Origin of the sequence: Paenibacillus sp. FSL W8-0439, from assembly GCF_038008995.1 — a bacterium.
In the GTDB taxonomy this organism is placed as follows: Bacteria; Bacillota; Bacilli; order Paenibacillales; family Paenibacillaceae; genus Paenibacillus; species Paenibacillus polymyxa.
The window spans coordinates 4,115,788-4,139,342 of record NZ_JBBPAK010000001.1; the positions used below are offsets into that span (position 1 = coordinate 4,115,788).

The 23,555-nt window shown below is 44.0% G+C and carries 28 protein-coding genes; 9 read left to right on the forward strand and 19 right to left on the reverse strand.

The window, feature by feature from the left end; genetic code table 11:
• Nucleotides 1-3 precede the first annotated feature (3 nt).
• The 7 genes from MKX36_RS17635 to MKX36_RS17665 form a co-directional block, all read right to left on the reverse strand.
• Nucleotides 4-711 (reverse strand): DUF542 domain-containing protein, encoded by a 708-nt coding sequence (locus tag MKX36_RS17635; protein WP_340865217.1) that lies wholly within the window; start codon nucleotides 709-711, stop codon nucleotides 4-6.
• Between the two features lie 109 nt (nucleotides 712-820).
• Nucleotides 821-2,242: a protoporphyrinogen oxidase gene (gene hemY / locus MKX36_RS17640; RefSeq protein ID WP_340865218.1), complete on the reverse strand. Its 1,422-nt coding sequence runs from the start codon at nucleotides 2,240-2,242 to the stop codon at nucleotides 821-823.
• The gene (locus tag MKX36_RS17645) at nucleotides 2,235-3,341 is read right to left on the reverse strand and encodes a TIGR04053 family radical SAM/SPASM domain-containing protein (RefSeq protein WP_340865219.1); all 1,107 of its coding nucleotides are present in this window, start codon (nucleotides 3,339-3,341) and stop codon (nucleotides 2,235-2,237) included. The genes hemY and MKX36_RS17645 overlap by 8 nt, the downstream gene beginning before the upstream one ends.
• 15 nt (nucleotides 3,342-3,356) lie before the next feature.
• Nucleotides 3,357-4,145, reverse strand: coding sequence for a YwiC-like family protein (locus tag MKX36_RS17650; RefSeq protein ID WP_044787712.1), 789 nt, complete (start codon nucleotides 4,143-4,145; stop codon nucleotides 3,357-3,359).
• A gap of 123 nt (nucleotides 4,146-4,268) precedes the next feature.
• Entirely contained in the window at nucleotides 4,269-5,063 is a 795-nt protein-coding gene (locus MKX36_RS17655) for a hypothetical protein (protein WP_044787713.1), read from the reverse strand.
• A gap of 44 nt (nucleotides 5,064-5,107) precedes the next feature.
• A complete protein-coding gene (locus MKX36_RS17660; protein ID WP_017426854.1) occupies nucleotides 5,108-5,575 on the reverse strand; it encodes a hypothetical protein in 468 nt (155 codons plus the stop codon).
• Between the two features lie 46 nt (nucleotides 5,576-5,621).
• Nucleotides 5,622-6,098 carry a DUF6097 family protein gene (locus MKX36_RS17665; RefSeq protein ID WP_340865220.1) on the reverse strand — a complete coding sequence of 159 codons (477 nt, stop codon included), beginning with the start codon at nucleotides 6,096-6,098 and terminating at the stop codon, nucleotides 5,622-5,624.
• A gap of 132 nt (nucleotides 6,099-6,230) precedes the next feature.
• On the opposite strand from MKX36_RS17665, the gene MKX36_RS17670 reads away from it, so the two are divergent.
• Nucleotides 6,231-6,965 carry a hypothetical protein gene (locus tag MKX36_RS17670; RefSeq protein ID WP_090889680.1) on the forward strand — a complete coding sequence of 245 codons (735 nt, stop codon included), beginning with the start codon at nucleotides 6,231-6,233 and terminating at the stop codon, nucleotides 6,963-6,965.
• 5 nt (nucleotides 6,966-6,970) lie between these two features.
• Here MKX36_RS17670 and MKX36_RS17675 read toward each other — a convergent pair whose 3' ends face one another.
• Both MKX36_RS17675 and MKX36_RS17680 read right to left on the reverse strand, forming a co-directional pair.
• Nucleotides 6,971-7,672: a DUF1963 domain-containing protein gene (locus MKX36_RS17675; RefSeq protein ID WP_257126166.1), complete on the reverse strand. Its 702-nt coding sequence runs from the start codon at nucleotides 7,670-7,672 to the stop codon at nucleotides 6,971-6,973.
• 20 nt (nucleotides 7,673-7,692) lie between these two features.
• On the reverse strand, nucleotides 7,693-8,619 hold the full coding sequence (locus tag MKX36_RS17680; RefSeq protein ID WP_340865221.1) for a cell division protein ZipA C-terminal FtsZ-binding domain-containing protein: 927 nt from the start codon (nucleotides 8,617-8,619) through the stop codon (nucleotides 7,693-7,695).
• A gap of 159 nt (nucleotides 8,620-8,778) precedes the next feature.
• On the opposite strand from MKX36_RS17680, the gene MKX36_RS17685 reads away from it, so the two are divergent.
• The 4 genes from MKX36_RS17685 (at nucleotide 8,779) to MKX36_RS17700 (ending at nucleotide 12,234) form a co-directional block, all read left to right on the forward strand.
• Complete coding sequence (locus MKX36_RS17685) at nucleotides 8,779-9,525, forward strand: hypothetical protein (RefSeq protein ID WP_019688199.1); 747 nt, start codon at nucleotides 8,779-8,781, stop codon at nucleotides 9,523-9,525.
• A gap of 275 nt (nucleotides 9,526-9,800) precedes the next feature.
• Nucleotides 9,801-10,886: a WXG100 family type VII secretion target gene (locus MKX36_RS17690; protein ID WP_340865222.1), complete on the forward strand. Its 1,086-nt coding sequence runs from the start codon at nucleotides 9,801-9,803 to the stop codon at nucleotides 10,884-10,886.
• A gap of 33 nt (nucleotides 10,887-10,919) precedes the next feature.
• Complete coding sequence (locus MKX36_RS17695) at nucleotides 10,920-11,756, forward strand: hypothetical protein (protein ID WP_340865223.1); 837 nt, start codon at nucleotides 10,920-10,922, stop codon at nucleotides 11,754-11,756.
• Nucleotides 11,749-12,234, forward strand: coding sequence for a DUF5381 family protein (locus MKX36_RS17700; RefSeq protein ID WP_340865225.1), 486 nt, complete (start codon nucleotides 11,749-11,751; stop codon nucleotides 12,232-12,234). The genes MKX36_RS17695 and MKX36_RS17700 overlap by 8 nt, the downstream gene beginning before the upstream one ends.
• Before the next feature lie 44 nt (nucleotides 12,235-12,278).
• Here MKX36_RS17700 and MKX36_RS17705 read toward each other — a convergent pair whose 3' ends face one another.
• Nucleotides 12,279-13,454, reverse strand: a complete 1,176-nt coding sequence (locus MKX36_RS17705) for an aminotransferase class I/II-fold pyridoxal phosphate-dependent enzyme (protein WP_340865226.1) — start codon at nucleotides 13,452-13,454, stop codon at nucleotides 12,279-12,281.
• Nucleotides 13,455-13,522: 68 nt separating this feature from the next.
• Nucleotides 13,523-14,362, reverse strand: a complete 840-nt coding sequence (locus MKX36_RS17710) for a MetQ/NlpA family ABC transporter substrate-binding protein (RefSeq protein ID WP_340865227.1) — start codon at nucleotides 14,360-14,362, stop codon at nucleotides 13,523-13,525.
• 287 nt (nucleotides 14,363-14,649) lie between these two features.
• On the opposite strand from MKX36_RS17710, the gene MKX36_RS17715 reads away from it, so the two are divergent.
• Nucleotides 14,650-15,207, forward strand: a complete 558-nt coding sequence (locus tag MKX36_RS17715; RefSeq protein ID WP_340865228.1) for a YdhK family protein — start codon at nucleotides 14,650-14,652, stop codon at nucleotides 15,205-15,207.
• A gap of 148 nt (nucleotides 15,208-15,355) precedes the next feature.
• Here MKX36_RS17715 and MKX36_RS17720 read toward each other — a convergent pair whose 3' ends face one another.
• From MKX36_RS17720 to MKX36_RS17740, 5 genes are all read right to left on the reverse strand, one after another.
• Nucleotides 15,356-15,643, reverse strand: a complete 288-nt coding sequence (locus MKX36_RS17720) for an antitoxin Xre/MbcA/ParS toxin-binding domain-containing protein (protein ID WP_285692277.1) — start codon at nucleotides 15,641-15,643, stop codon at nucleotides 15,356-15,358.
• 34 nt (nucleotides 15,644-15,677) lie between these two features.
• Entirely contained in the window at nucleotides 15,678-16,142 is a 465-nt protein-coding gene (locus tag MKX36_RS17725) for a methylated-DNA--[protein]-cysteine S-methyltransferase (RefSeq protein WP_340865229.1), read from the reverse strand.
• Nucleotides 16,143-16,164: 22 nt separating this feature from the next.
• On the reverse strand, nucleotides 16,165-16,725 hold the full coding sequence (locus tag MKX36_RS17730; RefSeq protein WP_340866125.1) for a bifunctional transcriptional activator/DNA repair enzyme AdaA: 561 nt from the start codon (nucleotides 16,723-16,725) through the stop codon (nucleotides 16,165-16,167).
• Nucleotides 16,726-16,862: 137 nt separating this feature from the next.
• The gene (locus MKX36_RS17735; RefSeq protein WP_044787737.1) at nucleotides 16,863-17,648 is read right to left on the reverse strand and encodes an isocitrate lyase/PEP mutase family protein; all 786 of its coding nucleotides are present in this window, start codon (nucleotides 17,646-17,648) and stop codon (nucleotides 16,863-16,865) included.
• Nucleotides 17,649-18,076: 428 nt separating this feature from the next.
• Nucleotides 18,077-18,448 carry a hypothetical protein gene (locus tag MKX36_RS17740; RefSeq protein ID WP_330720609.1) on the reverse strand — a complete coding sequence of 124 codons (372 nt, stop codon included), beginning with the start codon at nucleotides 18,446-18,448 and terminating at the stop codon, nucleotides 18,077-18,079.
• Between the two features lie 183 nt (nucleotides 18,449-18,631).
• On the opposite strand from MKX36_RS17740, the gene MKX36_RS17745 reads away from it, so the two are divergent.
• Entirely contained in the window at nucleotides 18,632-18,811 is a 180-nt protein-coding gene (locus MKX36_RS17745) for a hypothetical protein (protein ID WP_013311365.1), read from the forward strand.
• A gap of 90 nt (nucleotides 18,812-18,901) precedes the next feature.
• Nucleotides 18,902-19,711, forward strand: coding sequence for a GNAT family N-acetyltransferase (locus MKX36_RS17750; protein ID WP_031461969.1), 810 nt, complete (start codon nucleotides 18,902-18,904; stop codon nucleotides 19,709-19,711).
• Nucleotides 19,712-19,804: 93 nt separating this feature from the next.
• On the opposite strand, the gene MKX36_RS17755 is transcribed toward MKX36_RS17750, so the two are convergent.
• The 3 genes from MKX36_RS17755 to MKX36_RS17765 all read right to left on the reverse strand — a co-directional run bounded on the left by MKX36_RS17755 (nucleotide 19,805) and on the right by MKX36_RS17765 (nucleotide 22,307).
• Entirely contained in the window at nucleotides 19,805-20,977 is a 1,173-nt protein-coding gene (locus tag MKX36_RS17755; protein ID WP_340865230.1) for an MFS transporter, read from the reverse strand.
• 78 nt (nucleotides 20,978-21,055) lie between these two features.
• The gene (locus tag MKX36_RS17760) at nucleotides 21,056-21,334 is read right to left on the reverse strand and encodes an ArsR/SmtB family transcription factor (protein ID WP_016821820.1); all 279 of its coding nucleotides are present in this window, start codon (nucleotides 21,332-21,334) and stop codon (nucleotides 21,056-21,058) included.
• A gap of 235 nt (nucleotides 21,335-21,569) precedes the next feature.
• On the reverse strand, nucleotides 21,570-22,307 hold the full coding sequence (locus MKX36_RS17765; protein WP_016821821.1) for an SDR family oxidoreductase: 738 nt from the start codon (nucleotides 22,305-22,307) through the stop codon (nucleotides 21,570-21,572).
• A 258-nt stretch (nucleotides 22,308-22,565) separates the two neighbouring features.
• On the opposite strand from MKX36_RS17765, the gene MKX36_RS17770 reads away from it, so the two are divergent.
• Nucleotides 22,566-23,495 (forward strand): AraC family transcriptional regulator, encoded by a 930-nt coding sequence (locus MKX36_RS17770; protein ID WP_340865231.1) that lies wholly within the window; start codon nucleotides 22,566-22,568, stop codon nucleotides 23,493-23,495.
• Nucleotides 23,496-23,555: the final 60 nt, after the last annotated feature.

The following is a 23,555-nucleotide window of genomic DNA, read 5'->3' on the forward strand; positions in this document are numbered from 1 at the left end:
TCATTATGAATGGGGTTGTGCCTGTCTGGTACGTTCAACTAGTGTACAATTCTCAAGAAGAATATGATTATAAATGTCCGCTTCCAGATCCTCCAAACGCTTCAATACAAGTCGATGTGTGCCACAAGCTTCCTGTAACGGCTCAAAGCCATTGGTAATCAAACGCAGCTCCTGCAGTAAATCCACAACCGCTTGGTGCTCGTCTTGCAACTCGGATAAGTGAAAAAGAAGTGCGTCCACACGCTCAAACGTCGAGTCCTGAAAAAACGCTTGAATCAACGGAAACAGAAGACTTTCCTTGAATTGAATATGTACCGTTAACTTCTGTTTAAGCAAGGTATAAAGTTCATTCACTCGCTTCAGGTGCGAATAGCGTTCGCCATGAACCCGTGTTAGCTTGGTAATATACGGTGTGAGCGCCGCTAGTTCTTCACACAACTTTGTATGATACTCATCCTGAATATAGGCGATCAGTTCTTTGGGTTCTAGTGAGGAGGGGTGCATTTGCTTATGCTGTGCCTGATTTTCCTCCACTTCATGCACCCGCGCCAGCAGTTCACCAGCGTGCAGCCCCCGGCTGACAGCCGCTTCACGGAGCGATATTTTTCCGCCACAGCAGAAGTCAATCCGTAGTTTACGGAACAAGTCACTTGTTTTGGGCACTTCCTTCACAATGTCCGCTACCCATGTTTCTACCGTTAACTGGCTCATTTTTCATTCCCCCATTTTAATTAAGTTTTATACTTAATTCTTATTCTATGTTTCTCTCAAATCTGAGCCAATAAGGGGGTTCCCTCTTTAACTCATGGAAAGCGCCTGCTTATAACAAAACTGAGACCAGCTGTTCAGCCGCTTCTTTGCCTTGAGCGATACAATCCGGAATGCCAACGCCTCCATAACCAGCACCGCATAGAAACACATTCGGAAAATCCTGTGACAAATCATGTCTCACCTTCGCCATCTGCTCTTTGTGTCCTATCGGATATTGTGGCATGGATTGATTACACCGACTGACTTCAGTTAATTCAGGTTCAGCATCGATTCCCATTAAATCCTTCAGGTCTTTGCGCGCCGCAGCTACAAGTTCATCGTCTGTCATCTGAACCCATCCCTGTGCGCCTGCATGCCCAATGTAAGTCCGTAAGAGTGTATATCCTTCAGGTGCGGTATGGCTCCACTTTGTCGATGACCAAGTACAGGCCGTAATCATTTTTCCTTCTTTGCGGGGAACTAAAAATCCAGTTCCCTCATAGGCAAGATCAAGGTCTGAATTTTTATACGCAAGGGAAATATTCGCTACCGAAACGTAGTTAATCTTATGGAGCCAGCTCACACTTGCGATATCGGAAAATAATGTGGCCGCTTCAAAGGCTGGAACAGCGCAGATCACTGCATCTGCATCTATGATTTGCCCATGGTCTAGTACTACTTGATAACCGTCCTCTTTTCTCACCTCAGCCACACGCTGTCCCATCACAAAATGGACGGTGTCGAGCTTTTCCTTTAACCGCTCCACGATGGTCGATAATCCATGTTGATAGGAAAGAAACATGCTCTTCTTGGCGATTTCTGGGTATTTGTTAGGTGCACCCGATCTTCTCCCTGCCCCTTTAGCCATACCTATAATCAGACTTCGATGCTTTTGTTCCATCTGCTTAAATTGAGGGAAGGTTGACTTGAGGCTAAGAGAATACGTATCGCCAGCGTAAATACCAGATAGCAAAGGCTCAGTAATCTGCTCCAACACCTCTTTACCTAGACGTCGCTTGATAAAATCCCCCAGAGATTCATCCATATCGCCTTGCTTGGCTGGAATAATTAAATCCAGAGCTGCGCGCGCTTTTCCCAGTGGAGAGATTAGCCCTGTTCGAATGAAGGGAGTTAACTTTGTTGGAATGCCTAAAATAAAGCCTATCGGCATGGTATGCAGCTTGCCTTTATGCAAAATGGAGGCCGACTTGGCCTTCGGGTTTGTTGCCACTAAATCGGCTTCCAGCCCCAATTCCATAGTCAGATCCAATATAGCCGTCTTTCTGGCCAGAAAAGCATCCGGTCCTTTTTCGATCATAAAATGGTTTTGGCGAACCGTTTGCAGCTTTCCTCCCAGACGGTCGCTTTTCTCCACCAGTGTAATCTCCACTTCAAGCTGCCTGTCCTCCGCCAGCTTTTTCACATAAAAGGCAGCACTTAAACCGCTTATTCCTCCACCAAGGATAACAACTCTTTTAGCATTTTTATTCATGAGCACACGTTTCCTTCCCCACTTCAGGCATATATGCACAATAAGGGTCACTCTCCAAATAGTCTCCTGTGATTGCAAAAGCCCTTGCTCTGGAGCCTCCACAGACTGTATTGAATTCGCAAACTCCACATTTGCCTTTAAGCAGAGATTTATCCCGAAGATGGTTCATAATCGGAGATTCCCGATAAATATGTGCCAAACTATCCTTTCGTACATTTCCGCATGTTAACGGCAGGAACCCACTCGGGTACACTTCGCCAATATGACTGATAAAAACAAATCCATCTCCATCATTTACGCCTTTAGGCGCGCGTCCCAAAACATCTGCCCGTTTAGGTTCGAACATTGCACCGTTCTTCACTGCTTTACGCTTTTCCTGTAGGACAACCCTTCGATAATGAGGTGCTTCGGTAGCCTTTACACCGTAGGGCATCTGTTGCTGTATCTGATACAACCACTTCATTACAGCCTCATGCTCATCAGGAGTAATCATATCTTTTTCCATCCCACGCCCGGTTGGAACCAGAAAAAACAAGCTCCATAACACCGCCTGCATTTCCTTTACCTTTTCTGCAATTCGCTCCAGATCATGAAGATTGTATCGGGACACGGTGGTGTTCACTTGGATAGGGATGTTCAATTCCTTCAAATATCCAATTCCCCGCATGGTCGTATTGTAAGAACCCACAGTCCCGCGAAAATGATCATGAATGTCCGCGCATGAACCGTCCAGGCTAAAAGCCCATCGTGATAAGCCAACCTGCTTTGCTTTTTCGACCGCTGCTCTTGTCACTTTTGGGGTAGCACTGGGAGTCATGGAAACCGATAGCTTTTTCTCCTCAATTGCATATTGAGCCAACTCAAATAAATCAGGACGCGATAACGGATCTCCACCTGTGAAAACCACCAGTGGTTGATTCATTTCAGCGATTTGATCGAGCAGCTTTTTGCCCTCTTCAAATGTCAACTGACGAGGGTCAGGCTTATATTGGGCTTCCGCTCTACAGTGAAGGCATTTTAATGCGCAAGCTCTCGTTACCTCCCAAATGACGATAAAAGGGTCTACGCGATAATCTCGTGGCGTTTGCAAAGATATCATTGATGTCTCTCCTTTTTAAAAATATAAAAACAGCACAGATACATAGAGCATCAATGAAAATCCAATTTCAGCCATGCCTACATGCTTTGCCTTTAACTCGAATTTAGGAAGCCATATAGCTCGTATGAACAAAATTAAAAATGGAATAACCAAAAACACCTTGATCCAGGCGGCCAACAGCACAATGATCAGATGATAGATAATAGACGCATAATAGTAACGTGGATTTTTTCTTTCACGGATGATCGTTTTAACATAAAGAGCCGTTCCTATGAAATAACATACCAACAGCAAAAATAGCTCTGTGGTTAATGTCCAATCTCCACCTTCTCCAATATGAACAACAGGATATATAAAAGAACAGAAAAGCAGGATCGCGGTAATGTCATTTAACAAAGCACGCTCATTCTTCATTTTGGCGTAATACATATTAGCCATAAAAAAGAACAGGAGCAGAACTCCGTACCAGATCAACGCAGGTTTAACCCATACTAGAGAAGCCAAAAGAGGAAGGAGTATTGCTCCGTATATAACAACAGGTTTACGGTATCTTTTACTGTTTCCCGTTTTGATCCATTGGAGAACAGGAAAACTAAATAAATAGATAAAAAACCAGCATACGAATAGAGGTATATGAATGAATTGTTTTGGAGAAGCAGCTAAGCCAAACAAAAATGGAAGAATGAGCATTGCCCAGGCTCCATGCTGATTGGGGATGTATCTACTAATCCCTTTCAAAGTCTTGATCCTTTTTTCACAATGTGTAACATCTTTATAGCTTCGGTTAATCGACTCATCATCCATTCCCCCAAAATTCAATTTTTCACCCTACTTTAATTCTAAGTATTCTGTCCAATTGAACCAATCAGGGAGTTCCCTTTTTTGTTTGGGGGAATAGCCTAACCTGAAGATAAACCTTCACTTTCTTTATAAAAACGTACCAAAATAATAGTCCAGCGCTTCCTGGGAGTATCCGTCATCTCCTTGCCAGGCTGCTACCGAATAAAAATCATCATTGCCGCCGCGGCGTCTACGAGGTGTGTCCCGTGGTGCCAGCAAGCCAGCATATCCCCATACCTCCATAACCACGTCGCGTTCATTTTTGCTGGATGGGAACACATCTTTCCAGCGCTTCTCCAATTGCCGCGCACCATTCTGAGCCTCACAGTCCTGAACGGCTTCCAGCATGTTATGAAGGATAGCCAGATCCTCATCCGAAACCTGGAACTCCTCTTCTTGACTAAATAATTCAAGGTCCATCCAGCAGTAAAGAAGGTGATTCAGCCGAATACCGCCCCATTTGATCCGTTCAAAATTCAGCACATTCAAATCCTTATTGACGTATTCCTTATCGGACATTAGTTTATGAAAATTACAATCCCCACAGCTGCTGTAATTGGGCAGGACAACAGGTCGCTCCCCATAGGTATGCATAGGCAGTTTTGCGGTTAATGCCCAGCTCGATAAGGCGCTTCGCAAATGAACCTTTTTCGTGGAAAGACTGTGCAGAAACGCCGCTGCCACTCGCTCTTTTGTAGCCTTTTGCTGGTGCAACTCATGTAACCTATTTATCATCTCATCATGTGTAATGGTGATCGGATCGAACATCAAGCCCTTACTTTTGGCATATTCAAAATCCTCACCCGAAAAGGGTCCTCGCTCCTGCTTCCAGCCGCTGGACCAGAAAGTGTTCATGAGTATTTTCTTTGCTTTTTTATCCATCACACTTCTCCTTACTTATCCCAACAGTCTCACCTACAAGATCGCTATTCACCTTTATACTTAAAAGCAACGGCCGTATTTCCCGACCGCGGGTCAAAATAAGAAGAGATTTTCCCCCAGTCAAGTTCATATTCCATATAGGGGTAAGGCTTGGTTTGACGATAGCTTGGCTTTACGGACAAATGTCGTTGTAACAAACGATCATGCTCCCTTTGACGCTTTCTTTCCCCTTCTTCAGACCAATTATCCCATGAAGTTGGAAATTCATTGCCTTGGAGCGAAATCTCCACAACCACTAGACTTGTATCCTTAAAGCATACAGACACAAAAAAATACCGGTGCAGCAAAGGAACCTGATCAAAATGATACCAAATGTAATCATTCCCTAGCTTTCTTACAGAATGAAAATATTTCGTGTACAAATCGGTCTCTAACAACTGCTCTTCTGTTAAAGAAGAATAAATCGCGTGCTCATTATCAACTTGAATGATGCCCGATTCCCAGTCATTCATTGCTGCCACTCCTTAAACTGATATGCCAATCTTCTACAGCTACTCTTTATCCTCGTTTGTCCACATGATGGAAAATGGCCTGCCAGGACCGATCCAGCACACGCGTATGTAATCGTCTGGCATAAACATTTCTCACGATGGCAAGAACGATCACACCCACAAATACAACACTAAGTATCGTAATAGAGGGAACCCAGTGGTCAAACATGGCATTCGCCAACACTTGCAGCAGATGCCGCTCCGGCTGCAAATATTCCACCACTGCAACGATAACTGCTACCAGCAATATAATCACAGATAGGATCATAAGCATTGCATTGATTACTTTGTATCTGGCAAGCCCTTGCTGAAAAATGCGAGTGCCAGCATATTGCTCCAGCAAGATAATTTGCTTGTGAAAATCATCTTCCACCTGCTCTACAGGCAGGTCGTGCTTTTGAATCAATGCATGTGCTTTCTTCAGTTCGGATTGAATAAATAGGCTGCTCTGGATAGCAGATCCTAACTGACCTAAAACATTCATATCTTTTTACCTCATTTCAATAGTTTCTAAATTACGAGTATATCGTTTCATACTGAACATGACAATGTATGGAAAATTATAAACAAATGATAAGATAGGATAGTCTAATATAAAACAGAAGGGAGATTGGTCATGCAGTCTGTTGATCACCAACTCTATCTGGCTGAAAGCCATCGTATTCCCAAATTATCCATGTCACGGTACATTCAATATTTTAATATAAATGTCAAACCATTTTTGGAACAATGTATGGTTGAGCATACGATCCAAGGCTATGAAGTCTACAGATTCAGATTGACGGCAGAAAAGCGCGGAGAATTCGATTCATGGAACTTCCTGCTGCTTCTACAAGTTGAAAGCAAATCGGTCGCCGAGCAATATGTGAAGTTAAAGCAACAGCTGACAGGCTTCCCAAAAGAAATAGAGGTACGCAGCGAATTGATGATCAGCACGCCCCAATCGAATTACCCCACACCACCACCGCAACATGTACAGCGGCGTGCATTCAAGCCCTTTTTTGCTGTTGAATATGTAGATGTGCAAGCCCCATATTTGGATGAATTTCGGCACATTATGATTCACAATAACGGCCCTGCCATGCGAAACATTCTTGAGCATAAAAAGTGGTGCTACATGATGATTGCCCTTGAAACATTGGAAGTGTGGCACCATCATGACGCCTTTCCGACATGGAATCAAATTCATATCATTGGCCTTTACCCAGAAGCTATGCTCCATTATAAAAAAGATTTCGAAGAAGGCTTGCAACAACATGCCGGAGTTACTTTTCAGGAAAACTTCGATAGACTCAAAAGTATTCGAACCATGCTGTACAAAACGATCGCTTCCAGGCTCTTCCCTACATGAGCTTATTAATAAAAATCAAAGTACCCTCGCCAGGTTCCCTCATTCTGGTGCTTGGCAAAATAAAAGCTACCCCCATCGACAATATTCAATTCGGCTTTGGCATCTGACGCAATCTGAAACACAAATTCATAGCCTTCGCCAAAGTCGATGCCTGGTTGAATAAAGCTGGGATAGCCACCCATTTTGTGAACCGCATATATGTCCTCTACGATGTCCTCAAAATAGTCGGGCTCCTCCTCGTCCATATCATTGAGGGCATCGCCGTATTCCTCAGGAATATCTTCCCCGTCCCAGACTGGATAATCATTCTCTTTGAGCTCGGGGAACAGCGGAAATGCTTTGATTTGCATAAATGCCGGACCAAAATCTTTTTCAACCAAACCCTCTACCGACGTATACTCACGAATACATATATATCCTTCCATATCCTCATGATCCAGTACATCGGGAGACAGGAAGACTGTCAACAGCTTGATGCTACGCATAGCTTCAGGGACAAAGGGCAAGGCAGGCAAATACAATTGCATGATCGGAGCCATAACATTTCCCTGTACATCAATCGGTTGTTCCTCTGTCGGTAAAGCTACTGTGACTCTACCGATCCAGCTCTGATCAAGGGAACCCGACGGTCTGCGTCCCCCTGTATGAAAAATAGTAGCTTTACGTCTTAGAATCGTTCTTAGCTTCTCAATGGAGTTGCTGGACAACGAAATCACTCCTTTCTAACCTAGAATAGAAACATCACAACATCCTCGCCTGCTCTACAACCAAACTCACTTAAGCGGTCTTCCATCTCTTGAATCTGGCGCAGATAGTCTTCCTGTACAGTTGGCAGCTCCTGTTCATTCACTAATGTCCCACCGAGTCTGGCGCGCGCATATTCGGCACCTTTCCACATCGCCTCAAACACAGCTTGCGGCTGCACCGTTCGTACCGCATCCATACTGAAAATCAAATCTGCAAAGCGATCCTCTGCGAGTGTACTCAACCAAAAGAAGCCGGGATCGGTTCCCGTATGTACGCTAAATAGTTCATCATAGCCTCCCGGACCGTGATGGTGTGCATGGAAAATATCCATATCTCCCCACTCCATTCCAAGGCTGAGCATGACATCCCAGATGTCCACTCCACGATAAGATTGACCTTGATCCGCTACCAGCCTAAGCATGACAGTGTGTTCCCTCTCACCTTCCTGATCTACAAATGCTTGAAGTTTTTCCGCTTTTGCACGTGCATGGGCAGCATCCTCCCGAGGAAGCACACGAACGATACCCTTCTCCTCAAATCGCGCTGGCAGTGTGTTCATAAAGTCAGTAACCTTGGCTTCTTCCAATCGAATCTGCATCTCTACATTATCGAATATATCCATACAAATACAGATTTTATCATAATGGCATTCGCCTGCCGGTCTGCGTCCCACACTAGTCCATATCTGCAAATCATGGACATGCCCATACACAATATACCCCTTAAGCAATTGCAAAATATCTTCATCTGACAACGTAAAACCACTGAATTCCACATCAATCAGCCAATAGATATTAGCATCTGGCTCCACTTGATGGATTCCTTTTATGGTCTTCACAGGCTTCTGTACCAACTCTACGGCAAGAATGCTAGATACATCCTCACTCCCATGTTCTGGTAAATTCAAGAATTCCCCTCCTTATTACCTGTTTTCACTTAACAGTTTCCTATAATTCTCAATCTATATTAAACTATAAATCACCAAGCACAAAATAGTATAAAAACGGTGCTGGGTCGTTGAACATGATTCGTAGAAACTCAAAGCTTCGAAAGGGGAGAACTCATGATGCAAAAACTTTGGCAAAAAGGAAAGGCTTTGTCCCTGCCTATTATGGTGTCTGCATCGCTGATTTCTGGAGCGCTGTTGGTAAATATACCTGCAGCGAATGCAGCTGCAACCAAGGAATTGCTTCAGTTATCCGGGCAGGCTACTTACTATGGAGAGGTTGAGAATGGTCAGCCACACGGGCGCGGTACGATCAAATGGAGCGAATATAAGCAGTATTCGGGTGATTTTGTGAATGGCAAGCGATCAGGTACTGGGAAATATATAAATCAATACACGGATGCAGATGGACAACATCATAAAGTCGTATATAGCGGAACGTGGAGCAATGACACCATAAGTGGCAAGGGTACGCAGACTGATAAAGTGACGCAAACGGACGGAACGATACGTTCGAATGAAATCCAAGTCGGTACTTTTCAGAACAATGGATTACAGAACGGCTACCAAGTGATCCATGCTGTAGCCGATCCAGACTACAGCTTTACTTATAAAAATGGCAAAGAAGTGCTAAATATTTTGCACAGTAATCAGGATCTGGTCCAAAGGTGGCAGCAAGGAGAGCTTTTCTCCGTAAATTATAAAAATGGCTCCGTTCAAAAGGAATACTCCATGTTCCCTGAAGAGGTCGCAACCAAAGAACGTCAAAGACAAGCGGCCATCAAATATCTCAAAGGGATTACCGCCAAGATCACCCCTCACTTGCAGCAGTTTGAAAAGCTGTCCAAGCAGGTTCCTTTAAAATAAGCTAGAGTGTCGCACATTATATAGTAGCTTCTATGCATGATGGCCTCTCATTCTTATGGAAAGCTCCATTTGAACAGAGAGGCTTTTTTTCATCTTCTTCATGAGTAACATGTAAGAATTTCGAATCATAACAACTCCTACTATTTTCCCTTATACCCCCTCATGAACTCATACAAATGACTTATTTTTAACAAAAACCCCCTCCTTTTTTTGCTAACCACCGCTAGAATCACTAAAATATTAAGTAATTATTTTAATCATCCGAGGTGGACATCATGGCTAAAATTATGGTTCCTCCTGAGAAACTAGAGGCGGTTTCCAGGCAGTTCGCACAGGCACGTGAACTGGGAGCACAAATTTGCGGACAACTGTCACAGCAAATCCAAATGCTAGAGAATAGCTGGGCAGGAACGACACAGCAGCGCTTTTATCAGGATTTTCATAAAGCACGTGGACAAATGGATGCTTTTACTCAAACTGTCGGTTCTGTCAGCACAGAGCTGCGTTCCATTGCAGTAAAATTCAAGGAAACAGATACCCAAGCAGACACAGGGATTAACCAAGGAGATCAGAGCGGACAGATTAAGAGCAATGAAGGAGCAACTTCTGGGAAAAAAGGGAACGACCCAGCAGATATAGCCATTAACAGCCTGTCAGAAGCCAATAAATGGCGGGGACAATTGGGCTTTGCCGGGACAGCGATCTATAGCGGTCTGGCTTCCACACTTGTGCTCACCAAAACAGTAGAATTCAAGAAAAGTCTGAAAAATCCTACTCGAGCGGTTATACATAATGCGGCATGGGTGAAAGGCAAGGGTAACAATGCTTTTATGCGTAATTTGGGCAAAAGCCTAAACCGCCAATTCGCTAAACCAGGTATTGTCATGAAAGGCTTGAAGGGCTTTGACCGCTTAGCTGGAAAGCTTCAAATGGGTAAGCTCGGTCTTGGATTTAACAAAGCTAATAGTTTTCCTCAATGGACGCGAAACGTCATCGCCGGGGTGGAAAAAGGACGTTATGGCATAGCCACTCGCCAAATTCCCGGCATGATTGCCAAAAAGCTGTACCCTATTAATGCCACCATGAATATTGTGGGCGAGGGCATCAGTCTGGCCGGAAAATGGAAAAGTGGGAAGCTTACCGGAACGGATGTCGCTGTATCTGCTTCTAACGTAGCGATTAAAACCGCTGCAACTTATGGCGGTGCTGTCGTTTTGGGGTCCGTAGGCGGTGCTATCGGCGGTCCGGTTGGTGCAGCCGTCGGTGCATACGTTGGCGGTACAGTGGGAAGCTGGGCAGGTGGAAAAGTCGCCAATTTCGCCGAAAAAGGGATACGCTGGGCCAGCAAACTATTTAAATAACATACACTTAACAGAGAGAGAAGGAGCCTGACTATGGACAAACAAACGGTAATTTTAACGCTTGAGGAACTAGGGTTTGCCTTGACTGCACTGGGTGCAGAGGATATGGCTTCGGGTCTGCTCCAATCCTATTACGGGGAACTAACGGAGGATCGCTGGGAACTGCTTTTTCATGCTGCAACACATAGCCTGGTATCCAAGGGCTTGTTGGAACAGCAGGATGACGGGCAACAGCAGCTTGAATTTGATACGTTCATTGTTGACATGCTGGCTCATCTGGTACAAAGCCGCCAAATGCTGCGTGGATACAAGGAGCAACAGGACAAGCAAAATACATTAACGATACACCATGGAAATGGCCGTTTTTTGTATCACCTCTCCAGCCACAATGAACTCCATTTCTTTCGCTGGTCTTCCCCAGAAGACTGGCATCACGACATTGATCAATTATTCGACCTGTTTTCCCCAAACTTCAATGCACACTGCCGATACGTCGATCTGACAGAAGAACAGTGGAATGAGTTAACCTCATCCAACTTCACGATGCAGCAAATGGCAACGTGGAAGCTTCAAGAGTCGGCTGAGCAAATGATACAAGACTGGCGAGAGGATTTTAATCGTAATAACTGCAACCTCGATAATTTGAGCCAGATGGTATACACGGACACGGATGAAGAGGGGCCTTCCGTTACAAATCTGCTATTTGTTCTTAAAGGAACGAATGATGTGTGGATCGTAAGAAATACAGCACTGGATATGCAGGCCACCCCATGTCTGCGCATTGAAAGTGTGACTGAATCAGACTGGAGAGAACGGATCACTCAGTTCATTCAGGCGTTTGTACTCGACGAGGCGGTATTCCGTGGATAAAATTGTATATCGCAGATCTCTGGCATTTTGGAAAGCCCTTGGTAGCTTGATGTTTGTGCTGATTTGTCTGTTTTTACTGTTGCTCATTTTTATCGACGAAGATATCTCTGCTCTGCAAATCTTCTTCTTTATTACGTCCGCTATGATTGGACTTCCTTTTTTTGGTAGTTATTTGGTGGTCTGTTTGAACAGAACGCTTCGTAAGGATACCTTCCTGTTCATCTTTGATGAACACAGTATTTCCGACGGTATTCGAACTGTCCCGTGGTCTGCAATCACTAAAGTTGAATTCGAGGGAGCCTCCATCCGCAAATGGTTGCGCCCTCGTTTCCCCACCTTTATTTTTCATCTGAATGACCGCAGCACCTGGGAAGTCAGCACCGATTATGTGTTGAACGATATGGAACTGAATCAAGCCGGGAAACAACTGCGAACTCTCATTAACCAGTATGGCAAGCTGAAGAAAAAACGTTTTTGATTTGCGCTCTCATTCCATGAATTTCTTTTATTCCAGCTTATTCTTTATGCTTGAAAGACACCCGTTGCTGCGATGCGCTGTACCGCCTCTAGCAGTCTTTCTTCACTGTTCACCAGGCTGACCCTCACATAAGAAGCTCCTGCACGACCAAACCCTTCTCCAGGGGCAACCGCAACATGCGCCTCGTCCAATAAAAAGTTTGCAAAGGAAGCCGATGTATACCCCTCCGGCACCTTGAACCAGGCAAAAAAAGACCCTTGGGGAGCGGCAACATCCCAGCCAATATTTCGTAACGCTGCAATGAGAACATCACGTCGCCGCTCATATAACGCCGCGAGCTTCCGTACTGGCTCCTGGGTGCCCAGCAATGCGACAGCTCCCGCATCTTGTACCGCGCCAAAAACAGTACTGTAGGCATGCGTATGATAATGCTTGAGCGCACCAATAACGGACGCATTTCCAACCGCAAAGCCAAAGCGCCATCCAGCCATGTTATACGTTTTGGAAGCTGTATACGTCTCGACACCATATTCCTTGCCGCCAGGGATTTGCAATAGACTAATCGGCTTATGCCCGCCAAATCCAAGAGCACCATATGCAAAGTCATTCATAACCGGAAACTGGTGCCGAGCAGCATAATCCAGTGTCTTCGTCAGGAAATCTACGGAAGCTACCGCTCCTGTCGGATTGTTCGGATAATTAATCATGAGCAGTTTGACCTGCTTTGCGATTTCTTCAGGTACGGTTGTATAGTCCGGCAAGAATCCATGTTTTTCATCCAGAGGAATCGTATGAATACGAGCTCTTGCCAGCGCAGCAACGGAATAATATTGGGGATATGCCGGATCGGTGGTCAACAACCAATCACCGGGATTCAGCAATGCCTGCGGAATCCCCATTACACCTATGGCTGAGCCATTGAATACAGCAACTTCCCGGTCAGGGTCCAGCTCCACCTGATACTCCCGTTGATAGAACGCAGCGACAGCCTCCAGCGTGCTTCTTTTCCCATGAAAAGGCGGGTAGCCCTGATTGATCGGTTGATCGACCGCTTTCTTCAAAGCGTTGATGATATGCGGTGGTGTTGGCTGATCTGGGTTGCCGGCTGCCAAATTAATTACATCTATTCCTTTGCTTTTATACAGATTCACTTTGTCATCAATTGCGCTAAAATAGTTGTCAGGCAGAGCCTTGACGAGATCAGAGGATGAAAAAATCACGTTTATCTCCACCTTCTATCCATAAGATACAGACTAGGTAAGTCAGCCCACATAAGATAATACCTCAGTTATTTAAAATAGCTTGGCAGCTTGTAGCCTTCATACACAGGATTCGATTGGATGTACTTTTGAAATTCATCGGAATGATATCCCTCAATAATGTCTTTGACGAAGGGCTTGTCCTTATTCTTGCTGTCCACAGCTACCACATTTGTGAATGGATCTGTCAGTTTTTCAAGCTTTAATGCTGAGGTTAACTTCATTCCATTCGATACAGCAAAATTCCCTTGTATAGCCGCAAAATCAACATCCTCCAATGCACGTGGCCCTTGTGCCGGGTCGGTAGCAACAAATTGTAGATGATGCGGATTAGAGGTGATGTCGTTCACCGAGGTTTGCAATGGATCAATATTGTCCTTTAACGTAATCCAACCTACTTCCTTCAAAATGTTCAGCGCCCGCAGCATATTGACTGGCTCGCTGGGCAGGTTGATTTGGGCTCCAGCGCTGACTTCCTCAAGGCTGGTATGCTTGCTGGAGTATAATCCCATTGGAGGTGTCGGGACCTGCACAGCACCAACCAGATCAATCTTCTCCCGCTTATTGATGGAGTCCAGATAGAGCGAATGCTGGAACACATTGGCATCAATATCTCCATTAGCTACGGCTACATTAGGCTGAACCCCGTCTGTAAACTCTTTATATGTAATCTTATATCCCTTCTTCTCCAAATATGGAGCCACACCATTCTTAAACTGATCGCTATATGGGCCAGGATTAAAGCTGATATGCAGTGTTTTCTTTTCTTCGTCCGCAGCGCTGTTCGACGTATTCTTGCTGCCACAACCTGAAATAAAAAGCACAACTACGCCCAGCAGCAATATAAATGAAATCCATTGTTTCTTCATTTTGATGTCTCCCCCTGCTCCGATATGGTCTAGTTTTGGTGAGTTAAAATATTTAAAACTTTTAAAACATAGTAATTTGATATGTTTTGTAGATATTACAATGATTTTTTATTCACTGTCAACAACATTTAAATTACGTATCTTTCGCAAAACTAAAAAGGGGGTCGCTTCGGGCGCTCCACTTGAAAACAAAGCACTTCACAAGTTTGTAAAATAATTCCGTTTCAAATATACCCCCTATGGGTATATTTGAATGTGAGAATATAACCCTAAAGGAGCTATTGAATATGAGAATACAATGGGCTTTGCTCGCTGGTACAATTATGATTATTTTGAGTGGGTGCGGGAACAGTAACACGCCGACCCAGGAGCACACGACAAGCAGCAGTCAACAGCATGACGCATCAGATATGAACCATTCCACCTCCAGTGAGCTTCCTGCTGGACTAAAAGAAGCTGAAAACCCAGCCTTCAAAATTGGCAGCCAAGCGACCATTCAAGCCGATCATATGGCAGGCATGAAGGGCGCTACGGCCACGGTTGTAGGTGCTTATACGACTACTGCTTATACAGTCTCCTATACACCAACCACTGGAGGAGAAAAAGTGAATAATCATAAGTGGGTTATTCATGAAGAGATTAAGGATGCGGGCAGCGAGCCCTATGCACCTGGCACAGAAGTTATTCTGGCGGCAGACCACATGAAGGGGATGGATGGGGCTAAGGCTATCATAGATTCCGCCGAGCCAACGACCGTATATATGGTAGACTATACGCCGACTACAGGAGGAGAGCCTGTCAAAAATCATAAATGGGTGACGGAGAGTGAGCTTTCAACCAATTAGGACTCTTTTATCATAGGTTGCTTGTGATCGCCAAAGGGAGCCCGGCAACGGCTCCCTTTGAACGGCTTTATGGGATTTGGACAAACCTAGTTGGCTTTACTTCTAGCCAATGTTCAATGTTCATATGTATCTGCTAGAGTCAGTTGATTTAACGCGGCATACGCAGAATGGCTGCCTTCAGTGCCTTGGTCCCTTCTTCGCTTTTTAAATAATCCGACGGTGTTTCGTGACCAAGTGCGGGAATCTTTCGAACCATCCAAGTCAGCAAATACTCGCCCATGTCGGGCAGCAGCACGATCTGAAGTTCCTTTGGAATTTTACTTTTGGCCACCTTTGCCCTTATCACCGGATCTACCTGATCATATCGCTCTTGATAGATCTGAACCATGTTGGCCCAGCTTTCCGGCTTAAACTCTTTTAAATATGTCTCTCTCATCCATGAACCCTCCTTATGATCTCAGACAACGCTTCTAATGCTGGAGCAACCATTCTTTTCTCCATAGGCCCCCTGCATAGCCAGTTAGTTTCTGATTTGATCCGACAATTCGGTGACATGGAATCACAATGCTCAGCTTATTTTTGCCATTCGCACTGCCAACGGCTCGGATTGCTTTTTCGTTTCCAATAGCGAGAGCAATATCTTTATAAGCTGTCGTTGTACCGTAACCCACGGTCACCAGCGCATTCCATACTTTTTGCTGGAAGTCCGTACCTTCAAAAGCATAAGGAAACGAAAATTCAAAGCGCTCACCTTTAAAATACTCGTCAAGCTGGCTGGCGCATTCCTCTAATACTTGGATTGGAGCTTCTTCTGTAAGCATCGTTAAAGGCTCATTCCGATTAGAGAACATAATGGAATAGACAGCCTCATTGGTGCCCCGTATCTCTATCTCTCCAATCGGCGATACATAATTTAATACGTATAACTTGCTCATTAAGGATATCCACCTTCCTTTTCTAATCCTTATTCAAATTTCTATACTCACTAGGAGAACATTGGTTCAAGCTGCGAAACGACTTATAGAAATTGGAGGGACTTTGGAAGCCTGTCTCATAGCAAATTTCAAGATTCGTAAAATCTGTATTTTTAAGAAGATAAGCTGCCTTATCTACTCTTATTTTTTCCAAATACATACGCGGGGTTTCCGAGGTTTCTTGTTTAAAGATCCGATCCAAATAAAAAGTGCTTATTCCAACATGATCCGCAATATCCTGCAATACTAGTTTTTCTTTATAATGATTGATTAAAAAAGCTATCACATTCTGGACAAGCCTGATATACGGCGAATGATCTGTATGAGGCTGGCATCTTTTGCAAGCGCGAAAACCCGCTTTTTCCACGGTGTCCACATCAAAGTAAAACTCGACATTGATTTTTTTCGGCTTTCGGGATCGACAGGAAGGTCGGCAATATATACGGGTTGTTTTCACAGCGGTAAAAAACACCCCGTCATATTTACGATCACATGCTATAATTTTCTCCCACATTTCTTCAAAAGAAAGACTAGGTTTAGCCATGATCAAAGAATCCGTCCTTTCTCTAGTTCATACTCATATAGTTCAGGATTTTGTAAAATTCGATTCCAGTCGCTCCGAAGTGCAATATATAGACGAACTAAACCATTTCGATCTATATATTGTTCATTGGAAGTCGCTTATGGGATTTTTGCAAAATCCTCATATAAAACTGAAGTATCTTGAAGGTTGATCAACTGTTCCGCATTCTTTTGCAAAGCAACTATTATCTTATCAGAAAACGCATTTCCAAAGCTAAACCGTTTGACTCCTAACTGCTGAAGCTGGCGGACATTCGTCAGACCTGGCAAAGATAAAACATTAAGCGGAGCATGTATATGAAATACAACCTCTCTGATCTCTTCATCACTCTTTAAACCTGGAACAAAAATTCCGTCCGCACCACTATCCACATACGCTTTGGCCCTTTCTATGGTCTCCGAAAGTGGAGTCTCCATCTGCAAAAATGTATCCGTTCTTGCATTTATAAAAAACTCTTTAAACCCATGAACATCCAAGGCAGCTCTTATTTTGGACAGCAGGTCACTGTGCGCCCTCACTTCTCGAAGTCCCTTTTGCTGTTTTAATGAATCCTCAATATTAATCCCCGCCACTCCGACATCGGCTGTCCTTAATACATGCTCGACAATCGTTGCCGCATCCTCCCCATATCCTGCTTCAATATCTGCCGACACAGGAACTTGAACATGCTCTGCAATAGTGCGAATGATGCTTATATGCTGGTCAAAATCAATAAGCTCTCCATCTGCAAACCCAAGTGTATTGGCAATCCCCCAACTCGTTGTACCTATCGCCTTAAAGCCTGCCTTCTCCAGAGCCACGGCAGATAGCAAATCCCAAGCATTCCCCAAAAATAAAGGTTCCTTTGAAGTATGAAGTGCATGAAATTGCTGGATTTTGTTCATAAATATAGCCTCCTAATAGGTGATGTTTCTCATTCTATCAAGAGGCTGTATTTGTTTCGTCCTCATTCTTGCACTTATGGTCTGCGAAATTGTTTTTTATGTTAACGAAGCTATTGAAAAACAGGATACTTTTTAAACCAATTCATAGACAAGCCTTCCCTTCATTCCATACTATATTTAAAATTTAAATTTCATTTTAAAGAAGTATGCCATACGCTTAAAATGTATTATTTCACATTATAAGTAAAATGCGATTGTTTTCATCGCCGACATGAGTGTACATCGTTGACTTGTCCATGATTTTGTTTTACTTTTAAAGTATTACTCATATTTTCCAGTTCCATCATACAAAGACCGTTCCAGAAGCCCCAAACCTGCAAGCTTCTGAAACAGTCTAGTAAAATAGCGTATTTATAAACTAAAGACCGTTAGATGATCCGATAGCCGGATGGCAGTCTGCCAGTACTGCGGATATTACGGATTTGCTGCAACGTCAAACGTTGATTGGTAGAGATAATAGATTCCACATCATTCCCGCGAATCAGATCATCCAGGTCGGCGATGCTGCGATTGCCTCTATACACACGGAAGTTACCTCTAAACCGCGTGCCAGTAAAGAGTACAAGTGTAGCATTGCTGCTGGTAGAAAAGAAACGCAGACTTTCGATGCCGTCGAGAATATTATCGGTGTTGCGGATACCTAGGTTTCCTCTGAATACTCTGCTAGAACCCCGAAAATTTTCTTCATTGTAGACTGTAAGGCGTGGATACGTTTGAGATACGTATGCTTTAGTAGTCATGTTGTAAATTCCTCCTTTCAACTTTAGCATATGCTTCCCTATTCAATTGGCGCGGGCCTCACAGCATTCATCTAAAAATGGTTATGTGTTGAATAGAGTAGACGCAGACTTGAAAAAGGAACATACGTTCTGTATAATTTATCTTAGTAATTTGGAAAATCCTGAACTAACGGAGATGCAGACATGGACGATAAATTTATTGAGGAACTACGTGAAATTAGCAGGAACGACAAGCGAAGATCCGAATTTCTCATTAAAGGGATGAAGGAAACGCTTCAGGAAAGAAAAGAAAAAAACTTTATCGAAAGATGGATTTGGCGACAAAAGAATAAGAAGCTTATAGCGCGGAAGTTTAAATCCTAGTAGATATAACAACAGCTCTTCGTAGCAGTTTATTTTCATAGCATATACAAGTACATTAGATCAAACCTCATTTTTTAGGGAGGCAAAGCCATGATTGAGCAGCTTGTCCCATTCGATGATCTATTAAATCACAATCCATTTTTGATTGATGAGGTTCGATATAATTTGCTTCATCGAATATGTGAGTCAGAAGAATCAACATGCCTTAAAACGTCTGATGGAAATATGATTTTCGCTCAATCACCCGGACATAAGGCTTGGCTATGGATTTCGCAGCAAATCATCGGCAACCATAAGTTAACCTATATCGAAGAACTCTTACATTATTTAGAAGGAACCAACCTATCAGGTGTATGTGGTGATGTCGAAACAGCCGAGAATTTCGCACATGCTTACGCCGAGCGGCATACTGCTCAGGTACATACTCATATGGTTATGGAATCTTATTTCTGTCCTGAATACAACAAACCTTCCGGCGTTGAGGGGATCATACGACAAGCCACTTCAGAGGACGTACAGGTAGTTGCCCAGCTTCTAGCTGGTTTTTCAAAAGATGCTTTAGACCGTTCAGTTGATCCGACTAGTCAAATATCAGCTGCGAAGGCAGCGATCGAGACAGGGAATTTATATCTTTGGATTGTAAATAGTATGCCCGTGTCCATGGCTAACATTGCTCATCGTTCTCCGAGGCATGGCCGTATTAATGCTGTTTATACTCCCCCTACCTGGCGAAAAAAAGGTTTTGCCAGCGCAATAGTATCGGGGTTATGTTCCATTTTGAAAAATGAGCAGCTAACCCCCATGCTTTACGCAGATGTAAAAAATTCAGTTTCCAATCAAGTTTATAAAAATATCGGTTTTAAAGAAGGCGGCAAAATTACTGATATTGCGTTTGGATAGACCCTCCTGCTGTCAGAGAGCATATGATTGCTCATTCAAAACAAACAAGCCCAGCGATGCCATCTACCGCTGAGCTCATTTTTCTATAATTCTTTATTCTGTTACACCCAATTCCGTGTGAACCGAAGATCTTCGTGAAAGTAAATATACAGCTACCATGGCGATAGCGACACCAGCTGCTCCAAACCAAGGGATGGAGGCCAGCGTAACCTGACCAACAACTACACCGCCAATTCCGGCTCCCGCTGCCATAGCAAGCTGCATGGTAGACTGGTTGAGACTCAGCATCACACCGGAAGATTCCGGTACGAGAGTGACCAAGTTATATTGTTGAGTAGGTCCGGTTGTCCAGGCTGCGAACGACCATAGAATCAAGAAAGCAAATACTGCCATCAAAGAATGAGCGGCAAAAGGAAGTAAGAGTAAGGAAATACCGTGCAACATCATGCCCCCTAATAATGTAAAGGGTATGCCCTTTTTATCCGCACTGTATCCACCAATTTTTGACCCGATTAGACTGGCAATTCCGAAGGCGAGTAATACTGAGCTTAGCATATCCTCTCCTACATCTGATACATTCAGCAAGTACGGTGAGATGTAAGTATACGCGAGTGAATAACCTCCTAGCCAAAAAAAGGTAATGCCTAATCCCAAGGCAACTTCAGGCTTTTTCAGAAGTGCAAACTGCTGCAGTAAAGGGATCGGTTGATCTCCTTTCAAGCGAGGGATTGTCATAGCGATAACGATCAAGGCAATAATCCCCGCTAAAGCGATGCCGAGAAATACGGTTTTCCAGCCATATGCAGAAGAGATCATTCTCCCAAGCGGCACACCTATAATCAGCGAGGCTGTAAAACCCATAGTGACTGTAGCAATAGAACTGGCCTGCTTGCCAACTGGGGCTATTTTTGCAGCAATGCTCAGTGCAGTAACCACGACCATCCCCGCCCCGAGGGCCATCAGAATACGTGCGGCAATAAACATCCCAAAACCTGGCAAGACAAAGGAGAGCATATTGGCTACTGCAAATAATCCTAAGGAACTCAAGAGCAGGTTGCGTCTGTCCCATTTAGCGGTTACTGCCATCAGAATCGGCGTGCCTATCGCGTAAGCAAGAGAAAAGACGGTAATCAACTGGCCCGCTGCGGACACCGTAATCCCCATGGTTGTCGCAATCTGATCCAAAATACCTGAGATAATGTACTCAGATGTACCTACCAAAAAACTGACAATGGCCAAAATGTACACCTTCCACGTGCTCTGCATTTTAAAAAACGCCTCTTTTCTTTTAGTATTTTTATATTTTTGTATTTTTACAAATATCGAAATTAAGACTAAAAAAAATTATGTCAACAGGAACGGGGCATATTTCTGTGCTGCTTCCACATCCAAGCTGTAATAAATAAACGTCCCCTCTTTGCGGTATGTGAGCAGTCCCGATTCTGCCATTTGCTTCAAATGGTGTGATAGCGTTGAAATCGCTACACTGTTCAGCTTCTCGCCCAGTACAGAGCAGCATTGATCACTTTCCTCTTTTAGCAGAAGTGCTATCTTGAGACGAGTCGGTTCTCCAAGTGCTTTATATATTTTTACAGCTTGCTGCATCTCTGTTGTCTCCTTCACCCTGTTCGTCTCCCTTCGGTTCCAGTCTTAATTTCGATGTTTGTCGAAATTAACTTAACACAAACATTGGTAAAAGTAAACCCGATTATGTTAAAGTCGCATCTTTTTTGGACTCTATAGTGTGAATAATGGCCTTCCTCATCTTATAATAAAAATAATCCCCCATCGGCAAAGAAGGATAGGGGACAAAACAATCTGAATGCAGAGATGGAACCACGGATTTTATTGCATGGAGTTAATTTGTGCTTGCCGTGGGTCTGACAATGATTTCATTCACATCTACATCCGCAGGCTGCTCCATGGCATACACAATGGAACGAGCAATGGCATCCGGCGAAATCGAAATACGGCGGTATTCTTTCATTCCCTGCCGAGCCTCTTCATCTGAAATACTGTCGGCAAGCTCGGATTCGGTTACTCCCGGTGATACCAGCGTTACACGAATATCCCCACCAACCTCCATACGCAACCCCTCAGAAATCGCCCGAACTGCATACTTCGTTGCGCAGTATACTGCTGCAGTCGGCGTTACACTATACGCGCCAATAGAAGCAATATTGATAAACTGACCAAATCCTTGTTTTTTCATGATGGGAAGCCCTGCCGCGATCCCATGCAAAACGCCTCGTATATTAACATCAATCATGCGGTCCCATTCTTCTACTTTCAGGGCTTCCAATTTTGAAAGAGGCATCACTCCTGCATTGTTCACAATGACATCCACACGTCCAAACCGTTTTTCAGCGTACTTAATGAACGCTTCCATCTGCTCCCTTTGGGTCACATCCAGTTGCATATAATCAGCCGATCCCCCTTTTGAACGAATTTCGGAGGTAAGAGCCTCCAGTCGTTCTGTGCGTCTGGCTCCTAATACAACATGAGCCCCATGTTGAGCAAGTAAACGAGCAGTAGCTTCACCGATTCCACTGCTTGCTCCTGTAATAGCTGCAACTTTCCCTTTAATATCTAACATGCTTATTCCTCCTTTAGTTAAGAAATTATTGAAGTAGATGCTTTCCCTTTTCACATGTTTATTGAGCATTGTTTCTACATCTTTATTATGAGACGATGGTGATTGGAGATGGTAGAAGAATCAGAGCAAATTATTGCCTAATCCTCCAAAGACACTTAATATGAATTCAAATCCATATCGAAAAACAAAGCGCATCTCAAAGTAAATTTGTCCACTGAAGAGTGAAGATTACTACGGTGTAAAAAAGGGAGGGGCATAGTGAAAGCAACCGAAATTGAGAGTTCTACCACGGAAAAGCAAGCCGAATTGACCAGTCTCATAGAACAATTTACAAGTCACGACGGAGTTCACGCTACAGATATCCCTTCACTTCACTTCGTCCGAAGTTCGACTACCACCGTTCCAATTTATCAGGTCCATGAACCCGCCTTATGCATTGTGGCTCAGGGAAAAAAAGTCGTGATGCTCGCAGATGAAAGTTATTATTACGGCACATCCGACTACCTTGTGGTTTCGGTGGATTTGCCAATTTCCGGGCAGGTCATACAAGCCTCAGCAGAAGCTCCGTATTTGTGCTTCCGGCTCAATTTTGATCCGTATCAGGTTTTGGATCTCATCAAGGAGTCTACTTTTCCTACTACCTCAATACCTGATTCCAGACGAGGCTTGTATGTAAGCCAGACCAACTCCCTACTGCTGGATGCCGTAGTAAGGCTCGTACGGCTTTTGGAAAGACCGCAGGATATTCCAGTGCTGGCTCCATTAGTTATACGTGAGATATTGTATAGGATTTTACAGGGGAAGCAGGGAGAGTCCTTAAAACAACTGGTCATGACCGGTAGCCATTCAAACCGGATCGCAGAAGTCATAAAGCGAATTAAACAAGATTATGATAAGCCGTTGCGAATTGAGGAATTGTCCCAACTGGCTAATATGAGTCCTTCGTCGCTACATCGTCATTTTAAAGAGGTTACAGCTATGAGCCCAATGCAATATCAAAAACAATTACGTCTGCAAGAAGCCCGTCGCCTGTTGTTATCTGAATCAGCAGATGCGGCAGGTGTCGGTTTTCAGGTAGGCTACGAGAGTCCCTCTCAATTCAGTCGTGAATACGCTCGTTTGTTCGGCCTCCCTCCAATTCGTGATATCAAGCGCTTGCGTGTAGATCAGGATCACCTCCAATCATAATCGCAGGATGTACAAACAGCACAAAAAAGCTGCCTCGGGTAGAGAAGCAGCTTTTCATTT

Excerpts from the sequence above, each read along its gene's own strand:
- MKX36_RS17635 (WP_340865217.1), bottom strand. The coding sequence starts at position 711 with ATGAGCCAGTTAACGGTAGAAACATGGGTAGCGGACATTGTGAAGGAA.
- hemY (WP_340865218.1), bottom strand. The coding sequence starts at position 2,242 with ATGAATAAAAATGCTAAAAGAGTTGTTATCCTTGGTGGAGGAATAAGC.
- MKX36_RS17645 (WP_340865219.1), bottom strand. The coding sequence starts at position 3,341 with ATGATATCTTTGCAAACGCCACGAGATTATCGCGTAGACCCTTTTATC.
- MKX36_RS17650 (WP_044787712.1), bottom strand. The coding sequence starts at position 4,145 with ATGGATGATGAGTCGATTAACCGAAGCTATAAAGATGTTACACATTGT.
- MKX36_RS17655 (WP_044787713.1), bottom strand. The coding sequence starts at position 5,063 with ATGGATAAAAAAGCAAAGAAAATACTCATGAACACTTTCTGGTCCAGC.
- MKX36_RS17660 (WP_017426854.1), bottom strand. The coding sequence starts at position 5,575 with ATGAATGACTGGGAATCGGGCATCATTCAAGTTGATAATGAGCACGCG.
- MKX36_RS17665 (WP_340865220.1), bottom strand. The coding sequence starts at position 6,098 with ATGAATGTTTTAGGTCAGTTAGGATCTGCTATCCAGAGCAGCCTATTT.
- MKX36_RS17670 (WP_090889680.1), top strand. The coding sequence starts at position 6,231 with ATGCAGTCTGTTGATCACCAACTCTATCTGGCTGAAAGCCATCGTATT.
- MKX36_RS17685 (WP_019688199.1), top strand. The coding sequence starts at position 8,779 with ATGCAAAAACTTTGGCAAAAAGGAAAGGCTTTGTCCCTGCCTATTATG.
- MKX36_RS17690 (WP_340865222.1), top strand. The coding sequence starts at position 9,801 with ATGGCTAAAATTATGGTTCCTCCTGAGAAACTAGAGGCGGTTTCCAGG.
- MKX36_RS17695 (WP_340865223.1), top strand. The coding sequence starts at position 10,920 with ATGGACAAACAAACGGTAATTTTAACGCTTGAGGAACTAGGGTTTGCC.
- MKX36_RS17710 (WP_340865227.1), bottom strand. The coding sequence starts at position 14,362 with ATGAAGAAACAATGGATTTCATTTATATTGCTGCTGGGCGTAGTTGTG.
- MKX36_RS17715 (WP_340865228.1), top strand. The coding sequence starts at position 14,650 with ATGAGAATACAATGGGCTTTGCTCGCTGGTACAATTATGATTATTTTG.
- MKX36_RS17720 (WP_285692277.1), bottom strand. The coding sequence starts at position 15,643 with ATGAGAGAGACATATTTAAAAGAGTTTAAGCCGGAAAGCTGGGCCAAC.
- MKX36_RS17725 (WP_340865229.1), bottom strand. The coding sequence starts at position 16,142 with ATGAGCAAGTTATACGTATTAAATTATGTATCGCCGATTGGAGAGATA.
- MKX36_RS17730 (WP_340866125.1), bottom strand. The coding sequence starts at position 16,725 with ATGGCTAAACCTAGTCTTTCTTTTGAAGAAATGTGGGAGAAAATTATA.
- MKX36_RS17735 (WP_044787737.1), bottom strand. The coding sequence starts at position 17,648 with ATGAACAAAATCCAGCAATTTCATGCACTTCATACTTCAAAGGAACCT.
- MKX36_RS17740 (WP_330720609.1), bottom strand. The coding sequence starts at position 18,448 with ATGACTACTAAAGCATACGTATCTCAAACGTATCCACGCCTTACAGTC.
- MKX36_RS17745 (WP_013311365.1), top strand. The coding sequence starts at position 18,632 with ATGGACGATAAATTTATTGAGGAACTACGTGAAATTAGCAGGAACGAC.
- MKX36_RS17750 (WP_031461969.1), top strand. The coding sequence starts at position 18,902 with ATGATTGAGCAGCTTGTCCCATTCGATGATCTATTAAATCACAATCCA.
- MKX36_RS17755 (WP_340865230.1), bottom strand. The coding sequence starts at position 20,977 with ATGCAGAGCACGTGGAAGGTGTACATTTTGGCCATTGTCAGTTTTTTG.
- MKX36_RS17765 (WP_016821821.1), bottom strand. The coding sequence starts at position 22,307 with ATGTTAGATATTAAAGGGAAAGTTGCAGCTATTACAGGAGCAAGCAGT.